Consider the following 24,966-nt stretch of genomic DNA (forward strand, 5'->3'; position numbering starts at 1 on the left):
AGGCGGTTGCGGTTCGGACCGCGACGCGGGAAGCCGGAGACGTCTGAGCCTTCGGCCTCCCCCGTCGCCGGTACCGTGCAGGCGACTACCGGTTCAGCTTGCGCAGGCGGCTGCTGCGGCCGGGAAGGCCGCGTCGATGGCGTCGAAGTCCAGGTACGAGATCGCGGGCGTGCCGGCATCCGCACCCTTGCGGAGCGTGCCACCGGCCATCGTCCCGTGACCGTTGATCAGCGTGTCCGGCGTGGCACCTCCCGCTTCGGCGAGGATCGCGATGCCCGCGTCGCACAGCCCGGTGAACTCGAACGCCAGGTCGTGGAACGACACCCAGTTCGCCGAGCCGGCCATCCCCTGGGCCGCACGCTCGTTGAGCGAGGTCTTGAAGCAGAAGTGCGCGCTGGCCGGTCCTGCCGCCAGCGCGATCGCTGCTACCGTCGCGATCGCGGTGGCGCCAAGCCGCCGTGCGAGTTTGATTCCCATCCGAGCCTCCCCTTCTCGGCCGCGGACCCAATTGCCCGCGAGATGGGCCCCACGATAGCGGCGTCGCGCGGTCCGCGGCGAGGGTCTGTCGACAGCATTCATGGCTGCCGTCGCGCGCCGTGGTCGTGCCGTCTACACGGAGCAGAGTCGACGACAAGACGCAACGGTGTGGGCGGTGGGCGTTACGACTGCCGGTAGGAGAGGGCCACCATCATGCCGCGTTCGGCGTGGTAGATGTTGTGACAGTGCGTGGCCCACTGCCCCGGGTTGCCGGCGTCCAGATCGACGGCGAGGATCTCCATGGGTCGGACGACGGCGGTGTCCTTTCGGGCTCCACCGTCCGCGAGTCCGAAGGTGTGCCCGTGCACGTGCACGGGGTGGAACATCATGGTGTGGTTGGCGAACCGCAACCGGACTCGTTCACCCTGCTCGACCCCGAGTGGTTCGGTGTCGGGGAAGGTCTTGCCATTGATCGTCCAGCGGTAGGGCATCATCGATCCGCCGAGCACGACATCCAGGGTGCGGTCCACCTTCTTGCCGGACAGCCGTACGGCGTCGGCGGCCCGCAGTTGACTGGCGAGCACTACCTGCCGCTCCAGCTCGGCAGGCTCCTGCGACGCCGGTGGTACCCGCCCGCCGGCGGTACGGACGATGGCGCGGGCGAGACCGGATTTGCCCTCGGCGGTCGCGACCAGCGGAAAGACGCCATCGCCGAGGGTGAGCTCGAGGTCGATGCGTTCGCCCATCGCGATCAGCACCGCGTCGGCCGACTGTGGGCGGACCGGGAATCCGTCACTGTGGGTGACGGTCATCCGGTGCCGTTCGAGCGCGAGGCGGAAGGCGGTGTCGGAGCCGGCATTCACCACCCGCAGCCGGACGCGCCGACCGGGCTTGCCGGTGAAGGTGACCGGCGCAGCGGGAACCCGCCCGTTGGCGAGGTAGTGCGGATAGGTGACGTCACCGGCACCACCGAGCAGGGCCGACTGCGCACGTTCCATGCCGGCCATGTGGCCCATGCCGTTCCTGTCCAGCCCCGGCCCACCGAGCGATTCGAGCACCTGGTCCGGTGTCCGGCCGGTGCCGTCCACCCAGTCGTCGAGCACGAGGATCCATTCGGCGTCGTACCGGCCCGGCTCGTCGGGGTCGTCGACGATCAGTACGCCGTACAGGCCGCGATCGAGCTGCACGCCGACGTGCGGATGGTAGAAGTACGTGCCCGGATCGCGGACGACGAATTCGTAGCGAAAACTACCTCCGGAAGCGATCGCGTCCTGGGTCATGCCGGGAACGCCGTCCATGTCGTTGCGCAGGGCAACGCCGTGCCAGTGGACCGTCGTCTCCGCCGGCAGCTGGTTGACCAGGTCGACGCGCAGGCGATCCCCGGCCCGCGCCCGCAGGACCGGCCCGGGGACTCGGTCGCCGTACGCCCAGGTGCCGACGATCGGACCGCCCAGGTCGAGGGCGACCGGTCGTGCTGTGAGCTTCGCGCTCACGAGGCGTCCGCCGGGCGTCGTCCGCGCGCCCTCGGCGCGTCGTACGGCGTCGGAGCCCGGTGCCACCGCGGCACCGGGGTCGCGAGAACAGCCTCCGATGAGCAGCAGCCCGGCGGCACCCGCGGCGCCGGTCAGGAGCCGGCGCCGCGACACGGACGACGACACATCAGGTACCCACTCTCCGGTGCACGCTGTGGCCGGTCAGCAGCTGACGGCGGTGCTCATAGTCCGCCTCGTCGATCTCGCCGCGGGCGTACCTCTCGTCGAGCAGTTCCAGCGCGTCCTTCGGGCGCTCGACCCCAGCGGAACTCCCGCGGAGCGAGCGGACCAGCGCCACCACGACGACGGCGACCAGCGCCCAGAACGCCACGACGGTGATCGTCATCATGATCCAGCCGCCCCATCCCATGCCGTTCCAGTACATCATCGAAACCACATCCCTTGTGCCAGGTAGGCCACCGCGGCCTCCTACCTTCAGCCTCGGCCGCGCCCCTGTGCGAACCCTCGCGAGTTCGATGAAGATTCGCTGAAGGTGCGAAGCTCCGGCCTCGCCGGCTGCGGGATGGGCCACGATGGACAGGTGGCACACCGAGCAGAACCCAGCAGAGTGCTGATCGTCGACGACGAACAGGACCTGACCCGGCTGATCGGGTCGTACCTCCAGGCGGACGGCTTCGACGTCACTCTGGCCTTCGACGGCGAGCAGGCGGTCGCCCTCGCCCGGCAGGTCGACCCGGACGTGGTCGTCCTCGACCTCGGCCTGCCGGGACTCGACGGCATCGAGGTGTGCCGGGTGTTGCGCACGTTCTCCGACTGCTACGTGGTCATGCTCACCGCCCGAAGCGAGGAGGTCGACAAACTCGTCGGCCTGTCGGTCGGGGCCGACGACTACATGACCAAGCCGTTCAGCCCGCGTGAGCTGATCGCCCGGATCCGCGCCATGCTCCGGCGGCCCCGCCGTACGACGGGATCGACCGGCACCGGCGAAGAGCCGGCCCGCGTCTTCGGTGCGCTGACCATCGACACCGCCGCCAGAGAGGTGACCCTCGACCAAGAATCCGTGCCCCTCACCCGCACCGAGTTCGACGTACTCGCCACCCTGTCGGCACGCCCGCGGTTGGCGTTCAGCCGCCGGCAACTCATCGAGGCAGTCTGGGGGGACAACTGGGTCGGCGACGAGCACCTCGTCGACGTCCATATCGGGCACCTGCGGCACAAGCTCCGCGACGATCCGGACAAGCCGCGCTTCATCCGCACGGTGCGCGGTGTCGGCTACCGGATGGGACACGGGCGATGAACGTGGGCGCCTCCGCGCCGTCCGCCCGCCGAGCCCCGTCTGCGCAGGCCCGTCGGCGCCGCCCACCAGGCCTGGGCACTCGGTTGTTCCTGGCCCAGTTCCTCGTCGTGCTGGTCGGAGGGGCAACCGTGCTGCTACTGGTGACCGTGGTCGGGCCGCCGCTCTTCCGCAGGCACCTTCGGCAGGCGGCGACCGAGGTCGACGCCGCCACCTCCCAGCACGTCGAGGAGGCGTTCCGGTCAGCGACCGCGCTGTCCACCACGGTGGCGATGGCCGCCGCTCTTGTCGCGGCCCTGCTCGTGTCGGTCTTCGCGACCAGGCGCGTCGTCCGGCGTGTCGACTCGCTCGCCCAGGCTGCCGAACAAGTCGCCGCCGGCCGGTACGACGTCCGGGTCACCGCTACCGGGCTTGGCGACGAGTTCGGCAAGCTCTCGGCCGCGTTCAACGTGATGGCGGCTCGGCTGGACGCTGTGGAAGGCACGCGGCGACGGCTGCTGGCCGACCTTGCTCATGAGATGCGCACGCCGGTCGCCGTCCTCGACGCTTACCTGGAAGGCGTTCAGGACGGACTCGCACGTCTCGACAGCGAGACGGTGGCCGCCCTGCGCAACCAGACCGCACGGCTGGGCAGGCTCGCCGAGGACATCTCAGCCGTCTCCCGCGCCGAAGAAGGTCTGCTGGACCTGCAGATCGAGCGACTCGATCCAGCCGAACTCGTCCGTACGGCGGTCGCCGCAGCAGCCGATCGCTTCACGGCGAAGGGCGTCACCCTGCTCGATACCACATCGCACGAACTGCCCCACATCCTCGCGGACCGGGACCGCGTCGGCCAGGTCCTCGGCAATCTGCTCGACAACGCCCTGCGACACACGCCGGCCAGTGGCTCTGTGGCCGTGGAGGCCAAGCCAGGCGAGCCGGGATTTGTCACCCTGACGGTGACGGACACGGGCGAGGGCATTCGCGCTGAGCATCTGCCCCACGTTTTCGAGCGGTTCTACCGGGTGGACAGGTCACGGGACCGTGCTCACGGTGGCTCCGGCATCGGCCTGACCATCGCCAAGGCCGTCACAGAGGCGCAGGGCGGCCGGATCGCCGTCACCAGCCACGGGGCCGGCGCCGGCTCGACCTTCACCGTCCAGTTGCCGATGGCAACCGCCCCGGCCGGCGGCTGACCGTCTTCAGTGGTGACTCACCCGTTCACCGGCGTCCGGCGGCGGTGAGTTCGTCGTGCATCGCGCGATACGTCTCCGGGTCGAGTTCCCCCGAAGCCAGCCGCCGGTCGAGACTCCGCTGAGCATCGCGAAGCGGGTCGTCGGTCGGGAAGATCCTGGTCAGCGCCCAGACGACGAGGCCGAGAATCGCGACCCAGACCCCGATCATCGAGACCCATCCGCCGGCACCCATGCCGCTGCACCATCCGCTGCCGAACATCAGGTCCACCTCCTGCTTTCCTCGGACGGTTCCCGTCCTCACCGACCAGCCTGATCGCAGCGCATGGAGACACCTCGTGGCGGACGATGAAGATTCGCTGAAGCCGAGCGGGACACAAGCCCTGAGCCGGGCGGGACCGTTGGCCCTAGCCGGTCGAGTGCTGCCTGGCGAGCCTGGCCTTGTACGCCCACTGAGCAACAGGGAGCGGACCATGAGCGTGACCGATGTACTCGTCCTGGTGGCGTCGGCGGGTCTCATCGCTGCACTGGCCTGGTTCTTCTTCGGGCCCCGTCGTACGAGCTCGGCCCGGATGGACGCCGGTGTGCAACGGGTCGAGGTGACGGTTCGCGGTGGCTACCGGCCCGATGTCATCAGACTCAGGCAAGGCGTGCCTGTGGAGATGGTGTTCGACCGGCAGGAGAGCGGCGAGTGCACGTCACGGGTGGTCTTCCCGGAGCTACAGGTCGGCGCGGCACTTCCGGCGTACGAGCGCACCGCCGTGCGACTGACGCCACGAGCCGCCGGAACGTTCGGTTTCGCGTGCGGGATGAACATGATCCATGGTCGGCTGATCGTGGATCCCGCGCCCGACGGGACGACCAGTCGTGACACCCCGGTGATGACCGCCGAGACAGGGCAGCCAGTTGGCACGAGCGAGCGTGCCGCGGCCGAAGCCGAAGCGGCCGAGGCTGCCGAGCGTAAGGCCGAGATCATTGACCTGACCCGCCGAGTCGTGCTGGGCGCGATCATGACCGCACCGGTGCTGTTCGCGGCGATGGCCGGCTCGTTGTTCAACGCCGGCTGGGTGCCCGGCTGGCTGCTCGACCACTGGGTGCAACTGGTCCTGATCACCCCGGTGATGCTGTACACCGGCTGGCCGATCCACCGGATCGGCTGGCTCACGCTGGCCCACCGCGGCGCGGACATGAACAGCCTGATCACGCTCGGGACCTCGGCGGCGTACGGCTACAGCCTGCTCGTCACCGTCGTACCGTCGATCTTCCCGTCCGACGTCCGCGAGGTGTACTACGAGGCAGTCGGCGTGATCTTGACCCTGATCCTGCTCGGGCGCCTGCTCGAGGCCCGGGCCAAAGCGGGAACCGGCGAGGCGATCCGGGCCCTGCTCGGATTGCAGGCCCGCAGCGCGCGGGTGGTGCGAGCCGGCGTCGAGACCGAGATCCCGGTCGAAGACGTCGCCCGCGGCGACGAGGTCGTGATCCGCCCGGGCGAGAAGATCCCGGTCGACGCGATGGTGTTGTCGGGTTCGTCTGCGGTCGACGAGTCGATGGTCACCGGCGAACCGTTGCCGGTCACCAAACGCGCCGGCGACGCCGTGATCGGGGCCACCGTCAACGGCACCGGATCACTGCGGGTCCGCGCGGACAAGGTCGGCGCCGACACCATGCTCGCCCAGATCGTCCGGCTCGTGCAGCAGGCACAGGCCTCGAAGGCGCCGATCCAGCGACTCGCCGACGCCATCTCGGCCTACTTCGTCCCCACTGTCATCGCCATCGCGATCGCCACCTTCGCGATCTGGTACGTCGCCGGCCCGGCGCCCGCGCTGACGCTCGCACTGGTCTCCGCGGTCGCGGTGCTGATCATCGCCTGCCCCTGCGCCCTCGGGCTGGCGACGCCACTGTCGATCATGGTCGGCACCGGCAAAGGCGCCCAGGCCGGGATCCTGATCCGTTCCGCCGAAGCACTGGAGACAGCCCACCGGATGGACGCCGTCGTATTGGACAAGACCGGCACGATCACGGCCGGCAAGCCCGTCCTGACAGACGTATGGACCCTCGGCGACCTCGACGAGCCCGAGCTGCTGAAGCTGGTGGCCGGCGCAGAAGCCGACAGCGAACATCCACTCGCCGCCGCCGTCGTCGCAGGGGCCCGCGAACGAGGCATCCCACCCAGCAATGCTGCCGCGTTCGATTCGGTGACCGGCAAAGGCGTGCAGGCAACCGTGGATGGTCATGCCGTGCTGGTCGGCAACGCGCGGCTGCTGGCTGACGTAGGCATCGAGGCCACCGAGCTGCAAGTGGCAGCCGATGAGCTCTCCGCGCAAGGCAAGTCGCCGGTGCTGGCCGCGATCGACGGCCGGCCGGCCGGTGTGCTCGCGATCGCCGACACGCTGAAGGAGGACTCGGCGGCTGCCATCACCGCCCTGCATCATCTGGGTGTCGACGTGGTCATGCTCACCGGCGACAACGCCCGCACCGCCGGCGCAATCGCCCGCCAGGTCGGCATCGAGCACGTGCTCGCGCAGGTCCTGCCCGAGCACAAGGCAGACGAGGTACGCCGCATGCAGTCCGGCGGGCACCGGGTCGGGATGGTCGGCGACGGCATCAACGACGCGCCTGCGCTCGCCGCCGCCGACGTCGGACTCGCCATCGGCACCGGTACCGATGTGGCGATCGAGGCCGCCGACATCACCCTGATCTCGGGCGCTCTCGGCGGCGTCGTCACGGCGATCAGGCTGTCGCGCGCGACCATGCGCAACATCCGGCAGAACCTGTTCTTCGCCCTCGTCTACAACACCATCGGCGTCCCCGTCGCAGCCGGCGCTCTCTACCCCTGGCTGGGCATCCGCCTCAGCCCGATCCTCGCCGCAGCCGCCATGGCCCTGTCCTCGCTGTCAGTCGTCACCAACGCCAACCGCCTCCGCCGCTGGCACTCTCAACCACTGCCAACCGCCACACCTACACAGGTCGAACCGCAGGTCGAGATTCCTCCACAAGACACACAAGCGACCACACCTGAGCACGAAAGCGGTGCGCACACCGACCCGGTGTGCGGAATGACCGTCACACCGCAATCCGCCTCGGCGTACCGGGACCTGACCGGCCATCGCCACTACTTCTGCTCCCCCGGCTGCGTCGCGGCCTTTGACACCGATCCCAACCGGTACATCTCCGCCCGCCGCGACAGCACGTCCTGATCCGCGGACGACGCTGAGAATGTGCGACGACAGGAACACCGTCTGCCCCGCGGCCTTCGCCTCGAGCGCACAGCGACGGAACTGTCGCTCCGGCAGCGGATCAAGCCCACTGGTCGGCTCGTCCAGCAGCAGCAGGTCAGCCCGCGTCATCAGTCCGGCGATCAGGCTGAGCTTCTGCCGGTTGCCCTTGGAGTAGCTACGCACCCGCTCCGACGGATCTCTCGTGGCCGGTGAGCAACGGCCACAGGCGAGCAGTCGCGAGAGCGGCTCGCAGGCAGCTTCGGCGCCTCATCTGCCAGCGCCCCTGCCGGCTCGGGACCTTCAGCCCGTCGTCCGAGACTTAAGGCCCTGTCCCGCCCGTTCATGCAGGCGGACGTTGGCGGTGACGAAGTACTACCCACCCCAGGAGGTTGCGGTGAGAATGTTGCAGCGTCTCTCCGCCGTCCTCGTCATAGCCCTGGTTGCAACCGTTGCCGGGCCCGGCGTGGCCTGGGCCGACGATCCCGACGAGAGCGAGCACGCCTATGACCTGGTTCGCCAGGCGATCGCGCTGATCGTCAACACACCCGACGATCTGGACCTGATCACCGACAAGATCACCGACGCGACGGAAGCACCGGACCCTTCCGAGGTGCAGATCCCGCTGGTCCAGCAGGCCGCGGACACCTGGCAGGCGGGGGACCTGCACCAGACGCGAGCGCTCCTGGAGCAGTCGATCGGTGCCCGGGTCCACACCAGCACGGCCGATCCGGTGCCGATCGGCGAGCCGGCTCCGGTCACCGGCAGCGAGACCGGCACGATCGCAGCGATGGATCCGCTCCCCGGCCGCGACGGCCTGAGCACCCTCAACTGGGTGATGCTCGCGATCTCGAGCCTCGTCCTCATCGGTGGTGTCGTCCTCGCGGCTCGCCTGCGCCCCCGGAACCTCCCGCACCCCGGCCCGACCGCGAAGGACTGATCCGATGAGTCGCCACGGTCCCGCCGAAGGGCTGCCGGCACACCCGGCGTCGACTCCGGCCGGAGCACACCCGGGTATCCTCCGTCGCACGCTCGACACCATCGACGAGCGGCTCGGCATCCGCGCCATCGAGTACCCGGTGCCGGCGCACGCGAACCGGCTCGCGTTCAGCCTTGGCGGCCTGACCGCGTTCGCGCTGCTGATCCTGATCGTGACCGGGATCGTACTGGCGCAGTTCTACGACCCGAGCCCCACCGCCGCCAACGAGTCCGTCCGCGACATCGTCCAGAACGTCTACCTCGGCCGCTGGGTGCGCGGAGTGCACTTCTGGGCGGCCGAGGCGATGTACGTGCTCGCGATCCTGCACCTGGCGCGGGTCTACTTCACCGGCGCCTACAAGCGACCCCGCGAAGCCAACTGGCTGATCGGCGTCGCGATGTTCGCGCTCACGATCGGCGCGATGTTCACGGGAACCGTGCTCAAGTGGGACCAGGAAGGCTTCGAGGCCCTCGGCCACAACCTCGAACTGAGCAAGCTCGTCGGCGGCCTCGGGTTCTGGTTCACCACCGGGTTCTCCGCGCAACTGTCGATCCTGGTCCGCTTGTACGTCGCACACGTGTCAGTCATCCCCGGCCTCATCCTCGCCTTGCTGACCCTGCACGCCCTGCTGGTCAAGTACCACAAGATCTCCCCCGACCCACGCAACCCCGGCGAGGCCGGCGAATCCGCCGAGCCGTTCACCCATCACCTCCGCCGGATCGGAGCACTCGGACTCGTCCTGCTCGGCGGCCTCGGCGTACTCGCCGTCCTGTTCCCGCCCACCGTCGGTCCGACCCCGGTCGAAGGCATCGAGGTCACCCGACCTCCGTGGATGTACTGGTGGATGTTCACCCTGGAGAACTGGGCCGGCCTGTCCGCCATCCTCTGGGGCGGAGTCGTCCTGTTCGCACTGCTCGTCGCCGTTCCGTTCATCGACCGCAACCCCAAGCGCTACTGGCGACAACGCCCCGTCGCCGTCAGTCTCGGCGTACTCGTCCTGGTTGCGATGATCGTCCTGACGGTGCTCGAGGCGATCACGACACCAGCGGAGCACCTCGGCGGGCTGTGACGTCATGAGCCGCGCATACCGAAGCTTCATCATCCTGACTGCGGCAACCATTCTGTCCGTCGGGACGCTGGCGCACGCGCTGTCGAGCCAGAGCAGCATCACCGCAGACCTTCTCACCGCAGCCGGCCTGATCCTCGTGATCATCAGCTCGACGCTGCTGGTCCGGGTCCTGCGCTACCTCATGCACCGCCCTCGCCCCGGATCCTGACTTGCCTACGAACTCACTTGGTAGTCATTGGGTTCTCCAACCCGCTGTCACCCTGGATGGTGTGCTCACGGCATTCGCGCAGGAGTGCGTGGCCGGTCCACAGTGCGACGACCGTCCCGACAACTACCAGCCCGGCGACTGCGAGCGCGGCTGTGAAGGGCTGGCTCGCCCCCGCAATCAGCATGGCAAGGATGCCGATCACCACTGCGAAGCAGCAGCAGAGCAGCATTCGGCTGTGACGCACAATCGATCGCTGCGCCGCTTCCGGCGCGGCTGCTCCGTGCCGGCCTGCCGTCTGCACCCGCCCGGTTGCGTCCGCCGCCCGCAGTGGCTTCGGCGATGTCACCGGGGAACGAGATGTCCGGTTCATCAGTGCCTCCAAGTGCACGGGATTCACACACTCCACTCTGACTTTCTATACCCCTGGGGGGTAGGGACCGACGACTGGCTGTCCAGGGACTTTCTGCCCTGATCCCACACCCGTTCGGCGCTCAGTCTGGGATCGAAGGATCAGAAGGAAGGGGTGCGACATGAAGACCCGGAACCTGGCTCAGTACGCGATCGCGTTGGCGATCTTGATCGTCGGCCTGGTGGTCGTCGGTGTCCCGGCGTCCACGCTGTTCCTGGCGCTGCTCGTGCTGGCCTGCCCGTTGATGATGCTGTTCATGATGAGTGGGATGCACCACGGCCACAGCTCCAAAGATTCAGACCGCCGGGTCGATGAACCGCCTGATCGCCGAGCCGACGACGAGCACCATCACCACTCGCCGAAGCCCTGAGCTCGCATCGATGTTCGAAGCAGGTGGCAGTGATGGAATCGATGACACCCGACGCCGTGACCAGGCAGGCTTTCGATGCAGCCGTCGCCGCAACCGTGTTGGAGGCCTCCGGGGTCGAGAAGTCCTACCGACGAGGTATCTGGCCGCTACGCCGGTCACAACAGGTGCTTCGAGGCGCGGATCTGCGTCTGGCCCCGGGTGAAGTGGTCGGTCTGGTCGGCGAGAACGGTTCTGGGAAGTCGACGCTGATGAAGATCCTGGTCGGAGCGCTCACACCCGACGCCGGGACAGTCTCGGTCGCCGGGAAACTCGGGTACTGCCCACAGGAGCCGGTCGTCTACGAGCGGCTGACCTGTGATGAGCACTTCGAGTTGTTCGCCCGCGCCTACGGCCTGTCCGCCGATTCCGAACACCGGGCTCGGCGCGACCTGTACGAAACACTCGGCTTCGAGCGGTACGCCGGCAGCCGCGCCGACCAGTTGTCCGGTGGAACCCTCGCCAAGCTGAATCTCGCGCTGGCCCTGCTGCCCGATCCCGACGTCCTGCTCCTGGACGAGCCCTACGCGGGGTTCGACTGGGACACCTACCTGAAGTTCTGGCAACTGGTCGAGCAGCGCCGCCAGGCGGGGCGCGCGGTCCTGATCATCAGCCATTTCGTCGCCGACGAAGAGCGGTTCGACCGGATCGTGCAGCTGCGAGAGGGGCGAACGACGTGACGACGACCTCCGTCCTGGCCCGCCGGTTCCTCGCCGAATACGCGCGCAACCCGGTGAACCTGCTCGTGCTGGCCCTCATCCCGGTGGTCTTCGTCGTCGCCGCGGCCGGGGCGATGGCCGACGCCGCCCGGTTGCTCGGCGGATCCGGGGCCGACGTCCCCACCGCGACGGCCGGCTGGGCGGCAGCGTTCCTCGCCGGTGTGGCCATGTACTTCCAGACCCGCGCGGCCCGCGCCGCCGACCGCCGGCTCGTGCTGGCCGGGCTGGCGCCGCGCAATCTCGTCGCCGCGCGACTGGCGACCGGCCTGGCCTTGTCGCTCTTGGTCACCGCCGCCGCGTTGGTGGCGCTGAGCCTGCGGACCGGTATCGAGCAACCGCTCCGGGTCACCGGCGGCACGCTGATGTTCGCCCTGATCTATCTGGCGATCGGGACCCTCGTCGGGGTGACGGTCCGCAACCCGGTGAACGGCACCGTGATCATTTTGTTCGTCTGGATCCTCGACGTCTTCTTCGGCCCTGCCGTCGGCTCACCCGACCGGCTCGCGACCCGCTGGTTCCCGACCCACTTCGTCACCCTGTGGATGGTCGACCTGCCGTCCCGCCACGGCGGCTGGCCCGGCGATCTCGGCTGGGCTCTGCTGTGGACCGCGTCGGCATCACTGGTGGCCTGGACGGTCCTGACGGCGACCAGCCGTATTTCCCGGCGTCGAATTCACCGTCAAGGCCGTTTCGTCGCGGGGCTGCGCATGGGTCTGCGCGACAACCGGCGCAACCCCGCGCTGCTCATCCTCATGGCGGTCGTCCCGGTCGTGTTCATCTGGTTCTCCAAGGCGGTCACCGAAGCGGGTTACCTCACGATGCAGGTCGTCGACTCCGGCCAGACGATCACCCGATCCTTCTGGCTGCCCGACGTCCACGCCGGCACCATGACCCCCATCGCCGTGGCATCTCTGGCCGCACTGGCAGGCCTGTTCATCGTCCTCGACGCACGCACCGGCGACAGTCGTCTCACCCTGGCCGGGTTCCCGAAGAACACGCTCCTGGTCGTCCGCCTCTGCGTGGTCGGCCTGGCCGCCGCCGTCGTCACCGCAGCTGCGTTGACGGTCACCGCCCTGGTGTTCGACGCCCGCCAGCCAGTGACCTATGCCGCAGGCAACGTCCTGATCGCCGCCACCTACGCCATGATCGGGGTTTGCCTCGGACCCGTCTTCGGGCGGGTCGCGGGAGTGCTCATCGCGTTCCTGATCCCGTTCCTCGACCTCGGCATCGCGCAAAGCCCGATGCTCAGAAGCGAACCACCCGGCTGGGCGCGCTTCCTTCCCGGCTACGGCGCCGACCGCATCCTGCTCGACGGCGGCCTTACGGCAGGCTTCGACCAGACAGCACCGTTGCTCCTGGCCCTGGCCTGGCTGACCGTGCTCACCATCGGCGGAACCTTCCTCTTCCGGCGGGCCGCCAACTGAGAAACGAACGGGTCCGGTCGCCGGTCATGCCGAGCCGCAGCTCGATCACTTCCGCACTCTGCCCGGACGTCTGGTCATGGCTACATCGAGGACAAGGACGCGTACTCAGGCGGCTGCGCCGGATCGAGGGGCAGGCGCTGGGCCTGCTGGACGATCACTCGCGGGGTGGCTATCACTGGGCCCGCACCGGCCAGGTGACCGCGCCGTTGTACCAGCACTGCGCCGAACCGAATCGCACCTTCAGACACGGCTGGAGGCCCTGTCGCCGGGAACGCGACAGGGCCTCTGAGGCGGTTTGAGGGGGTGGGTCACTCGACCTCTGAAAGCTCTCTGAGAACACTTCTCAGCTCGAGCCGCTGACCTCCGGCGGGCAGTCGCTGTCGCTGTGCTTGCCGATGGTCTCGAGGATCTCGTCCGAGGCCTCGCCGAGGCGAGCGTGCGCGCCGCCTTCGAGGGTGCGTACGGCGCCTTCGTCGTGACGAACTACTGGGCTCCGCGCAGCCCCGAGGAGGAGGCCGCGCGGACGGCGGCGGAGATGGAGCTGTTCCAGGCCGAGACCGCTGCGCGGGCCGCCCGCGATGCCGGCGTACGGCACGTCATCTGGTCGACGCTCGACGACACCCGCCCGTTCTTCGACGGACGGGCCGACGTACCGCGGCTGGACGGCGGCCGCTACACCGTCCCGCACTTCGACGCCAAGGCCGAGGCGGACGAGCTGTTCACGAAGCACGGCGTACCGATGACCTTCCTCCGGACGACGTTCTACTTCGACGCCTTCGTCAGCGGGATGGAACCGGTCCGCGGCGAGGACGGCACGCTGACCATCTCGATGCCGATGGCCGACAAGCCGCTGTCCGGCATCGCCGCCGACGACATCGGCCGGACCGCCCTCGCCGTGTTCAAGGACGCCGGCCTGATCGGCACCACCGTCAGCATCGCCGGCGACCACCTGACCGGTGACGAGTACGCCGCCGCCCTCACCGAAGCCCTCGGCGAAAAGGTTGCCTACCGCCCCCTCCCCTGGTCCGACTACCGCAACCTCGGCTTCCCGTACGCCGTCGAGTTCAGCAACATGTTCCAGTACTACGCCGAAAACCACGAACACTTCACCGGCGACCGCGACCTGGCCAAGGTCCGCGAACTGAACCCGGCCCTCCAGTCCTTCGCATCATGGCTCAGCGAGCACAAGGACGAGCTCAAAGCAGCACCAAACTGACCAAGTTCACCTCCGCCGCGGCGACCCTAAGCACCTGCTTAGAGTCGCCGCGCATATCGGCTCCACTCTCATCAACTCGCGGGAATGACCACCGTTTCGCACCACCTCACGGAGCAGGGACGGAGCAGCGATGGACCCGCCCACGCGGTCACAATGGATCACCACGTACTCACGCCTGGCAGACAAAGCGAGCCAAGTCCTGCGGTTGATCGGGCGCCCGTGCCTGTCGACGTACGTGAATCTCGTTCGCGGCGCGATCACCGCAAGCCCGTCAGCCGACCCCGCCGCTCAGCTCGTTGCCCCTGCTCCGTTCACCGCAGTAATCAATCGTCCACGCCACTGTTCTCACCCCTGAGCGTTCGCGTTGCCGGCTCGGCGGCGGGAGGTGCACGATGTGGCGATGGCGAATCGGAACCACAACTGATTCAGGCACAGCGCAGTACAGCGAATGACCTGGACGCGGTGGGATTCTCGATCTCCGTCGACACCGGCGGCACCCCTGGCCGCCTGGCTGTTCTCCCAACCAGGCGCCACGATAGGCAACTCCACGCCCTGTGACAACCCCGTCAGACCAGTGACAACGTCGGACCAATCAAAGTTGCCCACGGCAAGAACCCCGTCGACTGTCCAGGCCGTCCCGGGCCATTATCAGATCCACCTCCGCCTCGGCGAGCTGGTGCGCGTCCGCGGCGTAGCGATCCAAGAGGCCGAGGATGTCGTCGTACCCGAGGCGCTCGAGTGTCTCGATTGTTGCGGCGAGCACGGATCGGGCGTCTCGATCAGCTCGGCGACGTGGACGCATTGACCAACGCATACTCCCCAGCATTCGTCGGTGCTGCCGTCGTCGCGGTGGTCGGCGCGGTCCTCGCCGCAATCTCGCTGCGGATGCCGGCACGCACCGGCGACGAGCAGCCGACCGCGCGTGCCTCAACCGCCGCCTGAATCGGCAGTACTCCAGGATCCATCGCATCAGCCTCCGAATCCCGGAGTACAGCCATGGATCCACGAGGCGGTCAGCTCGTCGACTGCATACGATGACCGCCACGTGTAGCAAGTCACGTAGTGACCGATCACTGGCCGGCACGGCTCGCTGGCTGGTTGAGGCGCTCATGGACGTCGAGGGTGAGTTCGAGGGCGAGGAGTGCGCTCGCAGGTCCGATACGGTTGTCGGCGTTCCCGGTGAGACGGGCGAGCACGTGGTCGATCATCGCGGGCCCAAGGGCTGGTGTCGGCGAGCTCGATCGGGCGCTCGCCGTGCACGGTGTGTTCGGTGAGCCGGGCTTGGCCTTGGCCGGTGAACTCGGCGGTCATGGCGTATCCGAGCGCCCCCGTTGGTGAAGGTGGCACGCCAGCCACCTCGCATCCCGTAGGGCTGGGGCATCAGCGCCGAATGGCTGATCCGGGCGTACGCGTCGGGAAAGCTGAGCAGCACGGTGGCGGCGGACCCGCGGCCGGCGGGTCCGTCCATGCCGGTGACCTGAAGGCTCAAGCCTGACACCTGTGGCTGCGCTGGCGACAGCCCGATCTCCGAGGGTTCGTCCAGGGTGACAACCGCTGCTTTCGCAAGCCCAACGTCCCGGGGGCTGGAGGAGGATGACGGCCCGGAGCAACCGCTTAAGGTCGACAGCCACACTCGCCTGCGGTTGTCGCCGACGCGCCCGGCGTCGATCAGCTCGCCAACGAGGCCGCCACCAGCGGGATCCGGGTGCATGTCCGACCGCTGCCTGATCCGCCAGACGAGTCAGAGTGATCCCGACAGCCACGACCAGGCGAGCTCGAACTTCTCCTCCAGCCTGACCCGAACCACGTCCACCGCGATGCGCTCGAGCCGCTTGCCGATCACAGGCTCCGAGACCATGGCGTTGGCGTGCAGGTCGAACCACTACGCCGTCCGACGCCCGTCGAACGATCTGGCGGGAGCCGCCTTGCCACCCGCGGTGACCACGAGCCACAGTCCGCCGAATCCCGCGACGTTGTGACACTTCACCTCGTTCCTGCCCTCGTGCGCATAGAAGTACAGCGGACTATCGCCTGGCCCGTACTGTCGAACAGGATCACACCGAAGTCACTGGCGGCAGTCTTCACACCAGTGCCGGCTGACACCGCAGGCTGGGACTGCCGGGTAGGCGAAGCCGAACCTGGGCTCGGCGACGGCTGCGATGGTGACGGCCCCGGGACCAATGGAGTCGCCACTGGCGAACCAGCCCCGGAGTCACTGCCACACCCGCCCCACAAAACAGCATCAGCCCACAGGCGAGTACGACGACCGTGCGCATGAGAACCAGCTCCGATCAGGGGTCCCCGATCCTGAGGCTAAATCCGAGAACTCCACCGGGCCGATTCCGTCATCAGTCCGTAAGGCCCCGACCGGAGCGGTAGGAGCCGCCGGCGTGCCGCAGAGTGGAATGGTGGTTCGATCCCGTTGACGCCGTCTGTCAGCGGGATCAAGATTGAAATTGGCCTGCGAGGCGGGCGAGGGAGCCGAAAGGCTGAGAGGCCTGACGATCTTAGGACCAAAGGGCGACCCCCAGATACCTGATCCGGACAATGCCGGCGAAGGGAAAACGTCTCGCAGGTCCGCGCTGTCCTGGCGCCACTCAACACCCGCTGTCTCCTCCAGCACCTGGCCCCCGAGCCATGGTCGCAGCGCTGAACCCCTGGCCGAGCAGGCTCGTGATGACGTTTCGGATTCAGGATGACACGGTCGGCAACCATCGGCAATCTCGTCGCGCACCGACCTGGCCACGGCGTTCGCCCGCCTCGCCGCCCTGCCCCAACCACTCCGAAACTGACCACACAGGCCCACCCATCCACGACCAAGGACCCGGAGCAGCCGGCACTCAGCAAACCGGCAGACCTCTCCTGCCCACCACCCAAAACCCCAACGCCAGCAACCGAAACGACGGCGACGCCCCGCAATCAACCCCCACTGAAAGACAGGGGCTAGCCAACTGAGAACGGGGCTTAGGAAGCACGTGATCATCTCCACTGCCGCCATGCGCGGGCGCGGTCGCTGAGGTAGCCGGTGAGAGTGCGAGACAGGCAACCTGGGGCGACGCCGAAACAGATGACGAGCACGCGCTGATCCAGCGCGCGCAAGCAGGCGACGTCGCTGCCTTCGGCCACCCTCTACGACATACATGTCTCGACGATCTATCGCTACACGTACGTCAAGACCTCCTCGCCGATCACGGCCGAGGATCTCACCAGCGAGAGGTTCCTCAGAGCCTTCCGTGCGATCGCCCGCCGACCACGCGACACGCTCAACCTCGCCGCCTGGCTGATTACTATCGCCCGGAACGTCGTCATCGACCAACCACCGCTCGGGATGGAGCCGTCTCGCGGTCGTCACCGACGAGATCGAACCGCGGATCGACGAGTCGGCCGGCCCGGAGCAAGCCGCACTCATGGCGCTCACCAACACCGCGCTGCGAAATGCTCTGGATGAACTGCCTACCGACCATCGCGAGTGGCTGATCCTCCGGTTCTTCGCTGGACTCTCCATCACCGAGACCGCCGCGACGATGCAGCGCATCGAAGGCGCGATCAAGCAACTCCAGTGGCGCGCCACCAGCCGACTCGTGAAGCACACTTGAGGCAGCGCATCGCCCGGAGGCGATCGCCACCCGGGACAGCGCCCGCCTGCCGGGTGCCGCCGGGGGATGACTTTTCTACCGCCAGTTCCCGCCGGGACACTTCTATTCGCGCACGGGTCATGAGCAGTACTACCGGTTCATCCCCGACCCGACCGACGAGCCGCTCAGGCCGACCAGCAAGACCGCCAAGTGGTGCGTGGAGCAAATCGCCCTTCCGCGACAGCGCCAACGTCCGCTGGATCCGCATGCCGCCTGCCTCCTCGTCGAGACCGATGCCGAAGGCAATCTTCCTGTCATCGACGGAACAGCATCGATGCTCGGTGCACTGAGCGTACGACGGCATGGAACGCCGATAGGGCTTGGTTGTGCTCACTGTCGTCGTGTTTTCGGCGGTGTGACCACGCTCCCGGCCGCTCCTCAGCCACCGCGATGCGTGCTGACGCTGAGCGTCAACTCTCGTGATGTCTCCATCGGCGGTCGACCTGCTCCCATTCGCGATCGAGATCCCGTGACCGGCGTCGGTCGGGCCACATCAGGGCCAGCCGGGTCAGACCGATGAGCACCAGCCAAGCAACCACCACCGCGGCCAATCCGGCCGCGCCACCGATCGCCGCACTGTCACCAGGTTGAGGCGGCGGCGGACTGACCGCGCCTGAAGGATCAAGCCAGATCGTCACGTCGCTGCCCTTCATGGTCCCGACCGGCACAAACGACCACCCTTCACGTGGCAATCCAGCCGCATCTGCCCAGCCGACCTTCGCCCACGACATCACCACACCCGGCGCCGCGCCGGACCAAGTCTCGGCGTCCTCGAGGGTTCTTGCCGGCACCTCGGTCAGAAGCGCGCGGCGCTGATCTGCGGCATGCTCGCTCGCATCTTGCACCGCGGTGCCGACAGCGACGGCAGCGGGGATCGCCAGTACGGCGACCAGCAAGGCGCTAAGGATGATCGCGGATTCGATCTTGTCCGCGCGACGCCGCAGCGGACTGTGGCAGAACCCGAGGCGACGCGCCAGCCTCCCCAGCCCGCCCTCACACCGATCCATACTCACCACGACCTTCTGGTCGGCCAAGTCACGGGCTCTGATACGCCGTGCCGTGGTCACCGTCCTGCCGGCAGGGGTCTCGTGACCTCGACCGCCGCTTCCATTCTCCCCCTGGACAAGCCTGCGAGAAACCGGAGCGCACCCGCAGGTTGGTCAGCGGCGGTCCGACGAACGCGGCTCCGGCGACGAGGACTCCGACATGGGCATGCCAGCGACGAGTCCGGGGCTGGATTTGTTTCGCGTGTCCCCAACGGCCGCGCCCAAACCACAGCATTGGTGTCGCCAGGCACGATCTTCGGCGCGAGGCGGCCGCGAGTCGTCCTACAGGCATCGAGGGCTCTAGGGAGTGGGGACTGTCACCCTCGTGCGCCACAACCCGCGTGGATCTCCGCCAGCCTTACGTGCGATGCCCCTTGCCGCCGGCTCAGTTCAGGCCGGTGCCCGGGTCCGGCTCGTACCCCCTACCACCCTCGGCCCGCGAGCTGCTGCCGAACCGGCTGGACATCCCAAGCTGGGACTCAAGCCCGCCCGGCGGCCCCAGTCAGCCCTCGAAGGCCGATCGGGGGCGTCGGCGACGATCGGGGGGATGCGAGTCGCTCGCCCTCGCTCTCAGCCGGGCTGCCCAGGTGTCGGGGGTACGTGCCGCCGGGCGGATAGCTTCAGCGTATGTCGGGGTACAACGAGTGGGCGGGCAAACGGCGCAAGGTGACCCAACCGCAACCATGCCCCCAGCCGGGCGCCGGAGCTGCACGCGGAGCGCGTCTGGCCGCCGTTCACAGTCTTGGCGCCAGCGGCATAGAACCAAAGGTCCTCGGGCTTCGTGAGCATCGGCACACACCGCAGTACTGTCGCGTCCAGCGCGGCGAGGCCTGCTGCCGTTGCCGCGCCGATCTTCTTGCACCGCGGGAACTGGATGCTGCGCGAAGTGGGTCTGCAACTCATGCATGGGTACCGGAATGACGTCCATGAAAGAAGGTTCGCCATGCACGCCAACGGACGGTTGGAACCGCTGCAGGCACACGATGAGGGCACCCTGGTACGCCACTACCTGGATCAGGTCTCGGGAACCCAGTTGCTGACGGCCGACCAGGAGGTCGAGTTGGCCAAGCGCATCGAGGCAGGCGTCTACGCCCGGCAACTGCTGACGAATGCCAAACGCTCGGGAACCGACCTGGGCACCCGCCGCGATGACGAACTCAACCGAGTCGTAGATGACGGAGAGCGGGCCAAGGATCACATGATTCGAGCCAACCTCCGCCTGGTCGTCTCGATCGCCAAGCGATACTCCTGGACCGAGCTCGCCTTCCTCGATCTGATCCAGGAGGGCAACCTCGGACTCATCCACGCGGTCGAGAAGTTCGACTACACCAAGGGCAACAAGTTCTCGACCTACGCGACCTGGTGGATCAAGCAGGCGATCCACCGGGGCTTGACCAACGCCGGTCGATCCGTCCGCCTCCCGATTCACGTCGTCGACCAGCTCACCAAGCTGCGCCGGGTCGAGAGCGAACTGGCCGCTCGACTCGGGCGCGACCCGACCGCCGCGGAGATCGCAGCCGCCGCGGAACTGCCGCGGAAACGCGTCGACGAGCTGATCCGACTGTCCTTGACGACACTCAGTCTGGAGACACCGGCCGGCCAGGACGCGGACACCCAGATCGGCGACCTCATCATCGACCCGGACAGCGGCCAGGAGGCGACCCACCTGCTGGAATCACAAGCGCTACGGCAAGAGCTGCGCGAGGTCGTCGACACCTTGACCCCACGCGAAGCTCTCATCCTGACCCTGCGCTACGGCCTCCACGACAACCGGCCACACACTCTCACCGAAGTGGCCCACCACGTCGGCCTCACCCCCGAACGCGTCCGGCAACTCGAACGACGATCCATCAGCCAGCTCCGCGATCCCGAGAGGCATCGTCGCCTCCTGTCCTGGGCCGGCTGACCCAAGCCTGATCGGAAGCAGGAGGTACCGCCGAGACATACGGACCCGCCGCTCACCCTCGTCGATGATCAATGCATCGACCGTGCCGACCTCATCGCAGTTGCGATCCACCACCGTCCGGCCACGCACGTCATCGGCCGAATCGGCCAACTCGAGCCCAACATCGAACAGCCGCACCAACAGATGCGCGGCACTCTCCCCAGCGCCTCGCCCGGCGTCAAGACCCATACCCAGGCCCCGACTCGCCGGTGACCGCGTACTCCCGTCGCCCCGGCCACACAACCGCCACCGGCCGATGACGCCCCTCGAGTTGCCACCGGTCGGTACGCCAACCCCTGTACCCCACCTCACGGTCCTTAAAGCTGTCTCACCGCGGACCTCGGCAACATGTCGCTGTGGCGTTGTACCTGTGCTCAATCGTTGGTAGAGGGCTAGGGTCGATCGGTAAAAGCGCAGGCCGGTTTCGTCGATCGCCGGCCGGGTCATCGGGGGACGGTGATCAGCGGTGGACAGGGAAGACCAGAGCAGCATCGCCGAGGTCTTCGCCGAGTTCGCGCTGCAGCTGCACAGCGAACCCAGCGTCGGACAGACCGTCGACTCGATCGTGCACTTCGCGCTGCAAGCCGTCGGCTGCGATCACGCCAGCCTCGTGCTGTGTCATCGAGGCGGTCACCTGGAGGTCGCCGCCGTCACCGATCCCCTCGCCGAAACAGCGATCCTCATCCAGCTCGACTGCGGACAGGGCCCATGCCTGGCAGGGATCGCGGACCGGACCAGCGTGCTCGTGCCAGATACTCGCATCGAGCCACGCTGGCCCAACTGGGCGGCCGCGATGGTCGCACTCGGAATTCGCAGCGTCCTCAGCGTGCGCATCCACGCCGGCGACGCGACCACCGGCGCCCTCAATCTGATCGCGGACAAACCGTACGCCTTCGACAGTGACGAGGAGTCCGTCGCGCACATCCTCGCCCGGCATGCCGCCGTTGCTGTCGCCACCGCCCAGCAGACAGCCAGCCTCTTGGTCGCCGTCGACGCACGCAACATCATCGGCCAGGCCCAGGGCATCCTGATGGAGCGCTACGCGCTCGAGTCCGACCAAGCGTTCGCCGTACTCCGCCGCTACTCGCAACAGAACAACATCAAGCTCAACGAGGTCGCCCGCCGCCTCATCGCCACCCGCGAGCTCCCCGCAGCCTCACCTACGACGTTCTCGCACTACTTGTCGCGCCAACGGCCCAAAGGCGCCACACCCTCGGGCGGATGATCGCGGCCATGTCGGCGTCGCCAGGCCCGTCGTACCGGCCCCAGCCACTCAGTCGGCCTCGTGGCTGGTCAGCCGTGGAGGTGCACGTTCTTGTGGGTGATCTGTTCGATCTGGCTCGCGGCTGCTTGGATCAACTCGTGTGAGAGGTTCGACAACGCCCGTGCGGTCGCCAACTCGTCACCGATCCTGGCGACCTCGCTGTCGTCTGGATGGCGGTGCGCAGTGCCCCGGCCGACGAACTCCGCCTCGCCATCCGTGCGCAGTCTCACCTCAGCGCGGGTGACTCGTGCGTCCTCCTGTTCATCGATCAGGACGTCGATGCTCCACTGTCTGCTCGCCGCCATTCTCCTCACCTCTCTGCACTCGATGGTCCGCCTCCTCCGATCGTCGTACGACGTCACACGCCACACCACCCGGCGATGCAATCGGACGACGATTGCCGGTCAGATCGTCGTGCGCAGCGGGTCCACGCCGGCGAAGCGCCCCGGCCAGCTCGGTCCTGAAGGTTCGTCTCGCGCCGGGCGCCGGCTCTACAGTGAGGTCATGGTCGAGGGCGAACCGGCCATCGGAACCGTCGGTGTGCCAGCGGATCGCCAGCGGCCGCCGGGCCGAGATCGAGCTCTTCCGCACCGCACTGAGCTGATCCCACAGGCTGTTGAGAGGTGCCGGAAAAACCAGCCTGCTGCTGACGTGCGCCGACCTGGCTGCATCGACCGAGTGTCGCGGTGATGCGTCTCGACGGACGCGAACTCGAGCCGACGCCCAGGGTGGTGCTCGACAGCACCGGACCGGCGCGCCCCGACGAGCTGCCCGAGGCTCTGCGACAACCCCAGCCGTCCTGCTCGTCGACAACTACGAGCAAATCCGACTGCTCGACGACTGGTTCCGGACGGACTTCCTGCCTCGGCTGCCGCCCGGCGTACTCACCGCCCTGGCTGGACGCAGGCCGCCCGGTGCTGCCTGGGCGGCAGATCCGGGATGGGCGAGTTGCTGCAAGTCCAATCTGACCCGCGAGGACTGCCACGCGTAGGCGGTCGCCGCTCGGGACGGTACGCCGGTCTTGGCGAAGATGTTGCTGACATGGCGAGCGACCGTCTTCTCGGCCAGGCCGAGCCCCCATGCGATCAGCCGATTCGTCTTGCTGGTCGCAAGCAGGCGCAGCACCCCGGTCTCGCGGGCGGTCAAGCCGTCGGAAACCTCATCGGCTGGCCGTGCAGCCAGGGCATCGAGCCGCTGCAGATCCGGCGTGGCGCCCAACTGGTCGAAGACGTCTTCCCAGGAACGCTGGGCAAAAAGCTGCCCGCGCCTGCTCGAGTACGCCGATCGTGGTCACACGCTCAGTGTGATCCTTGACGATCTGTACGGCGACGCGCCAACCGGCTACTCGGCGGATTCGAGGCGCGCCTTGAGGCGGGCCAGGTTGCGCTGCATCTCCTTGCGGGACTGCGGACGGACCAGCAACGGAACCAGGATCTTGCCGATGCCGTGACCTTCGAAATCCAGATCGATGGTGACCTTGCTCGCCTCCGGTCCGCCGACCGGCTCGACGGTGACGTTCACCCGAGACCTGATCGGGCCGTCGACGCCATGCACCGCCCAGGCCCGCGGCGGATCCAGAACGGTCACTTCAGACGTGAACTCCCGCTCGGAGCCGCCGATCCGGCGCTTCGTCATGCACATCGAACCGACCGCGGTAGGCCCTTCGCCCATGTGTCCGCCGGTCACGTTCTCCTGCCACTCGGTGAACCTCGTCGGATCGGTGACGTAGTCGAACACCTCCTGAGGTCTCCGCTCGATGTCCACCTGAGACACGATCGATCCCATCTCGCCCTCCTCATCTGCACGCGGGCACGAACCAGCTCTCGTCCCATTGACGAACGCCGCCCAGTGAATTCGACACGTCCGACCTAACCATCCCGCCCTGGTCCGCGGGGCGGTCGCGGCGCAGCCGGAGTCAGCACCGGCAGGTCGGCGGCGATCCACGCCTGCAAGCCCCCGATGACGTCGGTACTGCGACTCAGTCCGAGGCGACGCAGGGAGTCCGCCGCCAGGCTCGACGCGTATCCGGCATCGCACACGATATCCACCGGACCGAGGTGCCGACGGCCTCGGGAATGCGCCCGGGACTGGCCGGATCGAGGCGCCACTCCAGGTGGTTCCGCTCGATCACGATCGCGTCCGGCAGCTCACCGCCCGCGCGTCGCTGGCACTCCGGACGGGTGTCCACCAGAAAGGCATCCCGTGCCTGCGCCGCGATCCACGCTGCAGCCGGCTCGAGGCGCACAAGACACGCGCGAGCCTCCGCCGGCATCTCGTCGATTCCCATCCCCGCCCCCCTTGGCTGACACTCAGACGGCAACCGGCAAGTCCGCCAGGCGCCACTCGAGCATGCCGTCAGCCAGCCGGACCGCGCGGTGACCTGAGTCGGTCAGCGCCCGCACCGCCTCATGGGCAAGCACGCAGTACGCGCCGCGGCAGTACGCCACGATGGTCAGGTCGGCGGGCAGCGACGCAAGCCGCTCCGGCAATTCCTCGACCGGGATCGAGACCGCGCCAGGGATGTGGCCGGCTGCGTACTCCTCGAGAGGCCGTACGTCGATCAGCGTGACGTCGCCTGCCTCCAGGCGGAGCAGCAACTCTTCTCGAGTCAGCTCGTCTATGCCGTCATCGCCCAGATAGGCAACCGCGGCACGGTCGACCCCGGCGACATGAGCCGCCGCGACACCCCGAAGCTGCGACCACAGCTCAGCGACGTCGGCGCCGGCGAGCCGGTAGAAGACCTTCGTGCCCTCTTTGCGGGTCGCCACCAAGCCCGCATGCCGAAGGATCTGCAGGTGATTCGACGCAGTGGTGAGTCCGAGACCGGCGCGGCCGGCGAGCAGTTCGACGGGCCGCTCCCCCTGCGCCAGCAGATCGAGCAACTCCAGCCGTTTGGCGTTCGCCAGCGCCTTGCCGACTCTGGCGAACTCCTCGAACAGCTCCGCCTTGCGCGTCGGATCACCCATTGACATTCCTCCAAAGATTCATGGAATAG

General features: G+C 67.8%; 26 protein-coding genes, 2 pseudogenes and 1 riboswitch. Of the genes and pseudogenes, 15 read left to right on the forward strand and 13 right to left on the reverse strand.

Features of this window, described 5'->3' with window-relative positions; genetic code table 11:
* Nucleotides 1-93 precede the first annotated feature (93 nt).
* From ACIBL3_RS12130 to ACIBL3_RS12140, 3 genes are all read right to left on the reverse strand, one after another.
* Nucleotides 94-477 (reverse strand): hypothetical protein, encoded by a 384-nt coding sequence (locus ACIBL3_RS12130; RefSeq protein ID WP_396353319.1) that lies wholly within the window; start codon nucleotides 475-477, stop codon nucleotides 94-96.
* Nucleotides 478-659: 182 nt separating this feature from the next.
* A complete protein-coding gene (locus ACIBL3_RS12135; RefSeq protein ID WP_396353320.1) occupies nucleotides 660-2,135 on the reverse strand; it encodes a multicopper oxidase family protein in 1,476 nt (491 codons plus the stop codon).
* A gap of 1 nt (nucleotide 2,136) precedes the next feature.
* On the reverse strand, nucleotides 2,137-2,397 hold the full coding sequence (locus ACIBL3_RS12140; RefSeq protein ID WP_396353321.1) for an SHOCT domain-containing protein: 261 nt from the start codon (nucleotides 2,395-2,397) through the stop codon (nucleotides 2,137-2,139).
* 153 nt (nucleotides 2,398-2,550) lie between these two features.
* Between ACIBL3_RS12140 and ACIBL3_RS12145 the strand changes: the two genes are divergently transcribed.
* Together ACIBL3_RS12145 and ACIBL3_RS12150 are read left to right on the forward strand one after the other, a co-directional pair.
* Nucleotides 2,551-3,267, forward strand: a complete 717-nt coding sequence (locus ACIBL3_RS12145; protein ID WP_396353322.1) for a response regulator — start codon at nucleotides 2,551-2,553, stop codon at nucleotides 3,265-3,267.
* Nucleotides 3,264-4,439, forward strand: a complete 1,176-nt coding sequence (locus ACIBL3_RS12150) for a sensor histidine kinase (RefSeq protein ID WP_396353323.1) — start codon at nucleotides 3,264-3,266, stop codon at nucleotides 4,437-4,439. Before ACIBL3_RS12145 ends, ACIBL3_RS12150 begins: the two co-directional genes overlap by 4 nt.
* Nucleotides 4,440-4,464: 25 nt before the next feature.
* On the opposite strand, the gene ACIBL3_RS12155 is transcribed toward ACIBL3_RS12150, so the two are convergent.
* Entirely contained in the window at nucleotides 4,465-4,698 is a 234-nt protein-coding gene (locus tag ACIBL3_RS12155; RefSeq protein WP_396353324.1) for a hypothetical protein, read from the reverse strand.
* A 211-nt stretch (nucleotides 4,699-4,909) separates the two neighbouring features.
* Between ACIBL3_RS12155 and ACIBL3_RS12160 the strand changes: the two genes are divergently transcribed.
* Nucleotides 4,910-7,633 (forward strand): heavy metal translocating P-type ATPase, encoded by a 2,724-nt coding sequence (locus tag ACIBL3_RS12160; RefSeq protein ID WP_396353325.1) that lies wholly within the window; start codon nucleotides 4,910-4,912, stop codon nucleotides 7,631-7,633.
* A gap of 18 nt (nucleotides 7,634-7,651) precedes the next feature.
* Here ACIBL3_RS12160 and ACIBL3_RS12165 read toward each other — a convergent pair.
* Nucleotides 7,652-7,888: pseudogene (locus ACIBL3_RS12165) on the reverse strand (ATP-binding cassette domain-containing protein); the annotation flags it as partial.
* A 160-nt stretch (nucleotides 7,889-8,048) separates the two neighbouring features.
* Here ACIBL3_RS12165 and ACIBL3_RS12170 point away from each other — a divergent pair.
* From ACIBL3_RS12170 to ACIBL3_RS12180, 3 genes are read left to right on the forward strand one after another with little or no spacing between them, the layout of a single operon-like run.
* Complete coding sequence (locus ACIBL3_RS12170) at nucleotides 8,049-8,591, forward strand: hypothetical protein (protein WP_396353326.1); 543 nt, start codon at nucleotides 8,049-8,051, stop codon at nucleotides 8,589-8,591.
* 4 nt (nucleotides 8,592-8,595) lie between these two features.
* Nucleotides 8,596-9,699: a cytochrome bc complex cytochrome b subunit gene (locus ACIBL3_RS12175; protein WP_396353327.1), complete on the forward strand. Its 1,104-nt coding sequence runs from the start codon at nucleotides 8,596-8,598 to the stop codon at nucleotides 9,697-9,699.
* 4 nt (nucleotides 9,700-9,703) lie between these two features.
* Nucleotides 9,704-9,907 (forward strand): hypothetical protein, encoded by a 204-nt coding sequence (locus tag ACIBL3_RS12180; RefSeq protein ID WP_396353328.1) that lies wholly within the window; start codon nucleotides 9,704-9,706, stop codon nucleotides 9,905-9,907.
* A gap of 13 nt (nucleotides 9,908-9,920) precedes the next feature.
* Here ACIBL3_RS12180 and ACIBL3_RS12185 read toward each other — a convergent pair whose 3' ends face one another.
* Nucleotides 9,921-10,253 carry a hypothetical protein gene (locus tag ACIBL3_RS12185; RefSeq protein ID WP_396353329.1) on the reverse strand — a complete coding sequence of 111 codons (333 nt, stop codon included), beginning with the start codon at nucleotides 10,251-10,253 and terminating at the stop codon, nucleotides 9,921-9,923.
* Between the two features lie 184 nt (nucleotides 10,254-10,437).
* Here ACIBL3_RS12185 and ACIBL3_RS12190 point away from each other — a divergent pair, with 184 nt between their 5' ends.
* The 7 genes from ACIBL3_RS12190 (at nucleotide 10,438) to ACIBL3_RS12220 (ending at nucleotide 17,677) form a co-directional block, all read left to right on the forward strand.
* A complete protein-coding gene (locus ACIBL3_RS12190) occupies nucleotides 10,438-10,686 on the forward strand; it encodes a DUF2933 domain-containing protein (RefSeq protein ID WP_396353330.1) in 249 nt (82 codons plus the stop codon).
* 32 nt (nucleotides 10,687-10,718) lie between these two features.
* The gene (locus ACIBL3_RS12195; protein WP_396353331.1) at nucleotides 10,719-11,402 is read left to right on the forward strand and encodes an ATP-binding cassette domain-containing protein; all 684 of its coding nucleotides are present in this window, start codon (nucleotides 10,719-10,721) and stop codon (nucleotides 11,400-11,402) included.
* On the forward strand, nucleotides 11,399-12,865 hold the full coding sequence (locus tag ACIBL3_RS12200; RefSeq protein WP_396353332.1) for an ABC transporter permease: 1,467 nt from the start codon (nucleotides 11,399-11,401) through the stop codon (nucleotides 12,863-12,865). The genes ACIBL3_RS12195 and ACIBL3_RS12200 overlap by 4 nt, the downstream gene beginning before the upstream one ends.
* A gap of 385 nt (nucleotides 12,866-13,250) precedes the next feature.
* On the forward strand, nucleotides 13,251-14,081 hold the full coding sequence (locus ACIBL3_RS12205) for an NmrA family NAD(P)-binding protein (RefSeq protein WP_396353333.1): 831 nt from the start codon (nucleotides 13,251-13,253) through the stop codon (nucleotides 14,079-14,081).
* Between the two features lie 738 nt (nucleotides 14,082-14,819).
* On the forward strand, nucleotides 14,820-15,023 hold the full coding sequence (locus ACIBL3_RS12210; RefSeq protein WP_396353334.1) for a hypothetical protein: 204 nt from the start codon (nucleotides 14,820-14,822) through the stop codon (nucleotides 15,021-15,023).
* 1,522 nt (nucleotides 15,024-16,545) lie between these two features.
* Nucleotides 16,546-16,660, forward strand: a riboswitch (TPP riboswitch).
* A gap of 608 nt (nucleotides 16,661-17,268) precedes the next feature.
* Nucleotides 17,269-17,529 carry a sigma factor gene (locus ACIBL3_RS12215; RefSeq protein ID WP_396353369.1) on the forward strand — a complete coding sequence of 87 codons (261 nt, stop codon included), beginning with the start codon at nucleotides 17,269-17,271 and terminating at the stop codon, nucleotides 17,527-17,529.
* Nucleotides 17,489-17,677 (forward strand): RNA polymerase sigma factor, encoded by a 189-nt coding sequence (locus ACIBL3_RS12220; RefSeq protein ID WP_396353335.1) that lies wholly within the window; start codon nucleotides 17,489-17,491, stop codon nucleotides 17,675-17,677. Before ACIBL3_RS12215 ends, ACIBL3_RS12220 begins: the two co-directional genes overlap by 41 nt.
* A gap of 449 nt (nucleotides 17,678-18,126) precedes the next feature.
* On the opposite strand, the gene ACIBL3_RS12225 is transcribed toward ACIBL3_RS12220, so the two are convergent.
* Nucleotides 18,127-18,723: a hypothetical protein gene (locus tag ACIBL3_RS12225; protein ID WP_396353336.1), complete on the reverse strand. Its 597-nt coding sequence runs from the start codon at nucleotides 18,721-18,723 to the stop codon at nucleotides 18,127-18,129.
* A gap of 982 nt (nucleotides 18,724-19,705) precedes the next feature.
* On the opposite strand from ACIBL3_RS12225, the gene ACIBL3_RS12230 reads away from it, so the two are divergent.
* Nucleotides 19,706-20,668 carry an RNA polymerase sigma factor RpoD/SigA gene (locus ACIBL3_RS12230; protein WP_396353337.1) on the forward strand — a complete coding sequence of 321 codons (963 nt, stop codon included), beginning with the start codon at nucleotides 19,706-19,708 and terminating at the stop codon, nucleotides 20,666-20,668.
* A 51-nt stretch (nucleotides 20,669-20,719) separates the two neighbouring features.
* On the opposite strand, the pseudogene ACIBL3_RS12235 reads toward ACIBL3_RS12230, so the two are convergent.
* Nucleotides 20,720-21,199 (reverse strand): annotated as a pseudogene (locus ACIBL3_RS12235) (PRC-barrel domain-containing protein); the annotation flags it as partial.
* On the opposite strand from ACIBL3_RS12235, the gene ACIBL3_RS12240 reads away from it, so the two are divergent.
* On the forward strand, nucleotides 21,174-21,932 hold the full coding sequence (locus tag ACIBL3_RS12240) for a GAF and ANTAR domain-containing protein (protein WP_396353338.1): 759 nt from the start codon (nucleotides 21,174-21,176) through the stop codon (nucleotides 21,930-21,932). The pseudogene ACIBL3_RS12235 and the gene ACIBL3_RS12240 overlap by 26 nt on opposite strands.
* A gap of 68 nt (nucleotides 21,933-22,000) precedes the next feature.
* Here the strand turns inward: ACIBL3_RS12240 and ACIBL3_RS12245 are convergent, their stop codons facing one another.
* From ACIBL3_RS12245 to ACIBL3_RS12265, 5 genes are all read right to left on the reverse strand, one after another.
* Entirely contained in the window at nucleotides 22,001-22,276 is a 276-nt protein-coding gene (locus ACIBL3_RS12245; RefSeq protein ID WP_396353339.1) for a DUF1876 domain-containing protein, read from the reverse strand.
* A 508-nt stretch (nucleotides 22,277-22,784) separates the two neighbouring features.
* Entirely contained in the window at nucleotides 22,785-23,117 is a 333-nt protein-coding gene (locus ACIBL3_RS12250) for a response regulator transcription factor (protein WP_396353340.1), read from the reverse strand.
* Between the two features lie 195 nt (nucleotides 23,118-23,312).
* The gene (locus tag ACIBL3_RS12255) at nucleotides 23,313-23,756 is read right to left on the reverse strand and encodes an SRPBCC family protein (protein WP_396353341.1); all 444 of its coding nucleotides are present in this window, start codon (nucleotides 23,754-23,756) and stop codon (nucleotides 23,313-23,315) included.
* A gap of 193 nt (nucleotides 23,757-23,949) precedes the next feature.
* Complete coding sequence (locus ACIBL3_RS12260) at nucleotides 23,950-24,258, reverse strand: hypothetical protein (protein WP_396353342.1); 309 nt, start codon at nucleotides 24,256-24,258, stop codon at nucleotides 23,950-23,952.
* A 22-nt stretch (nucleotides 24,259-24,280) separates the two neighbouring features.
* Entirely contained in the window at nucleotides 24,281-24,937 is a 657-nt protein-coding gene (locus ACIBL3_RS12265) for an ArsR/SmtB family transcription factor (RefSeq protein WP_396353343.1), read from the reverse strand.
* Nucleotides 24,938-24,966 lie beyond the last annotated feature (29 nt).

It is taken from the genome of Kribbella sp. NPDC050124 (genome assembly GCF_044460355.1).
Taxonomy (GTDB): Bacteria; Actinomycetota; Actinomycetes; order Propionibacteriales; family Kribbellaceae; genus Kribbella.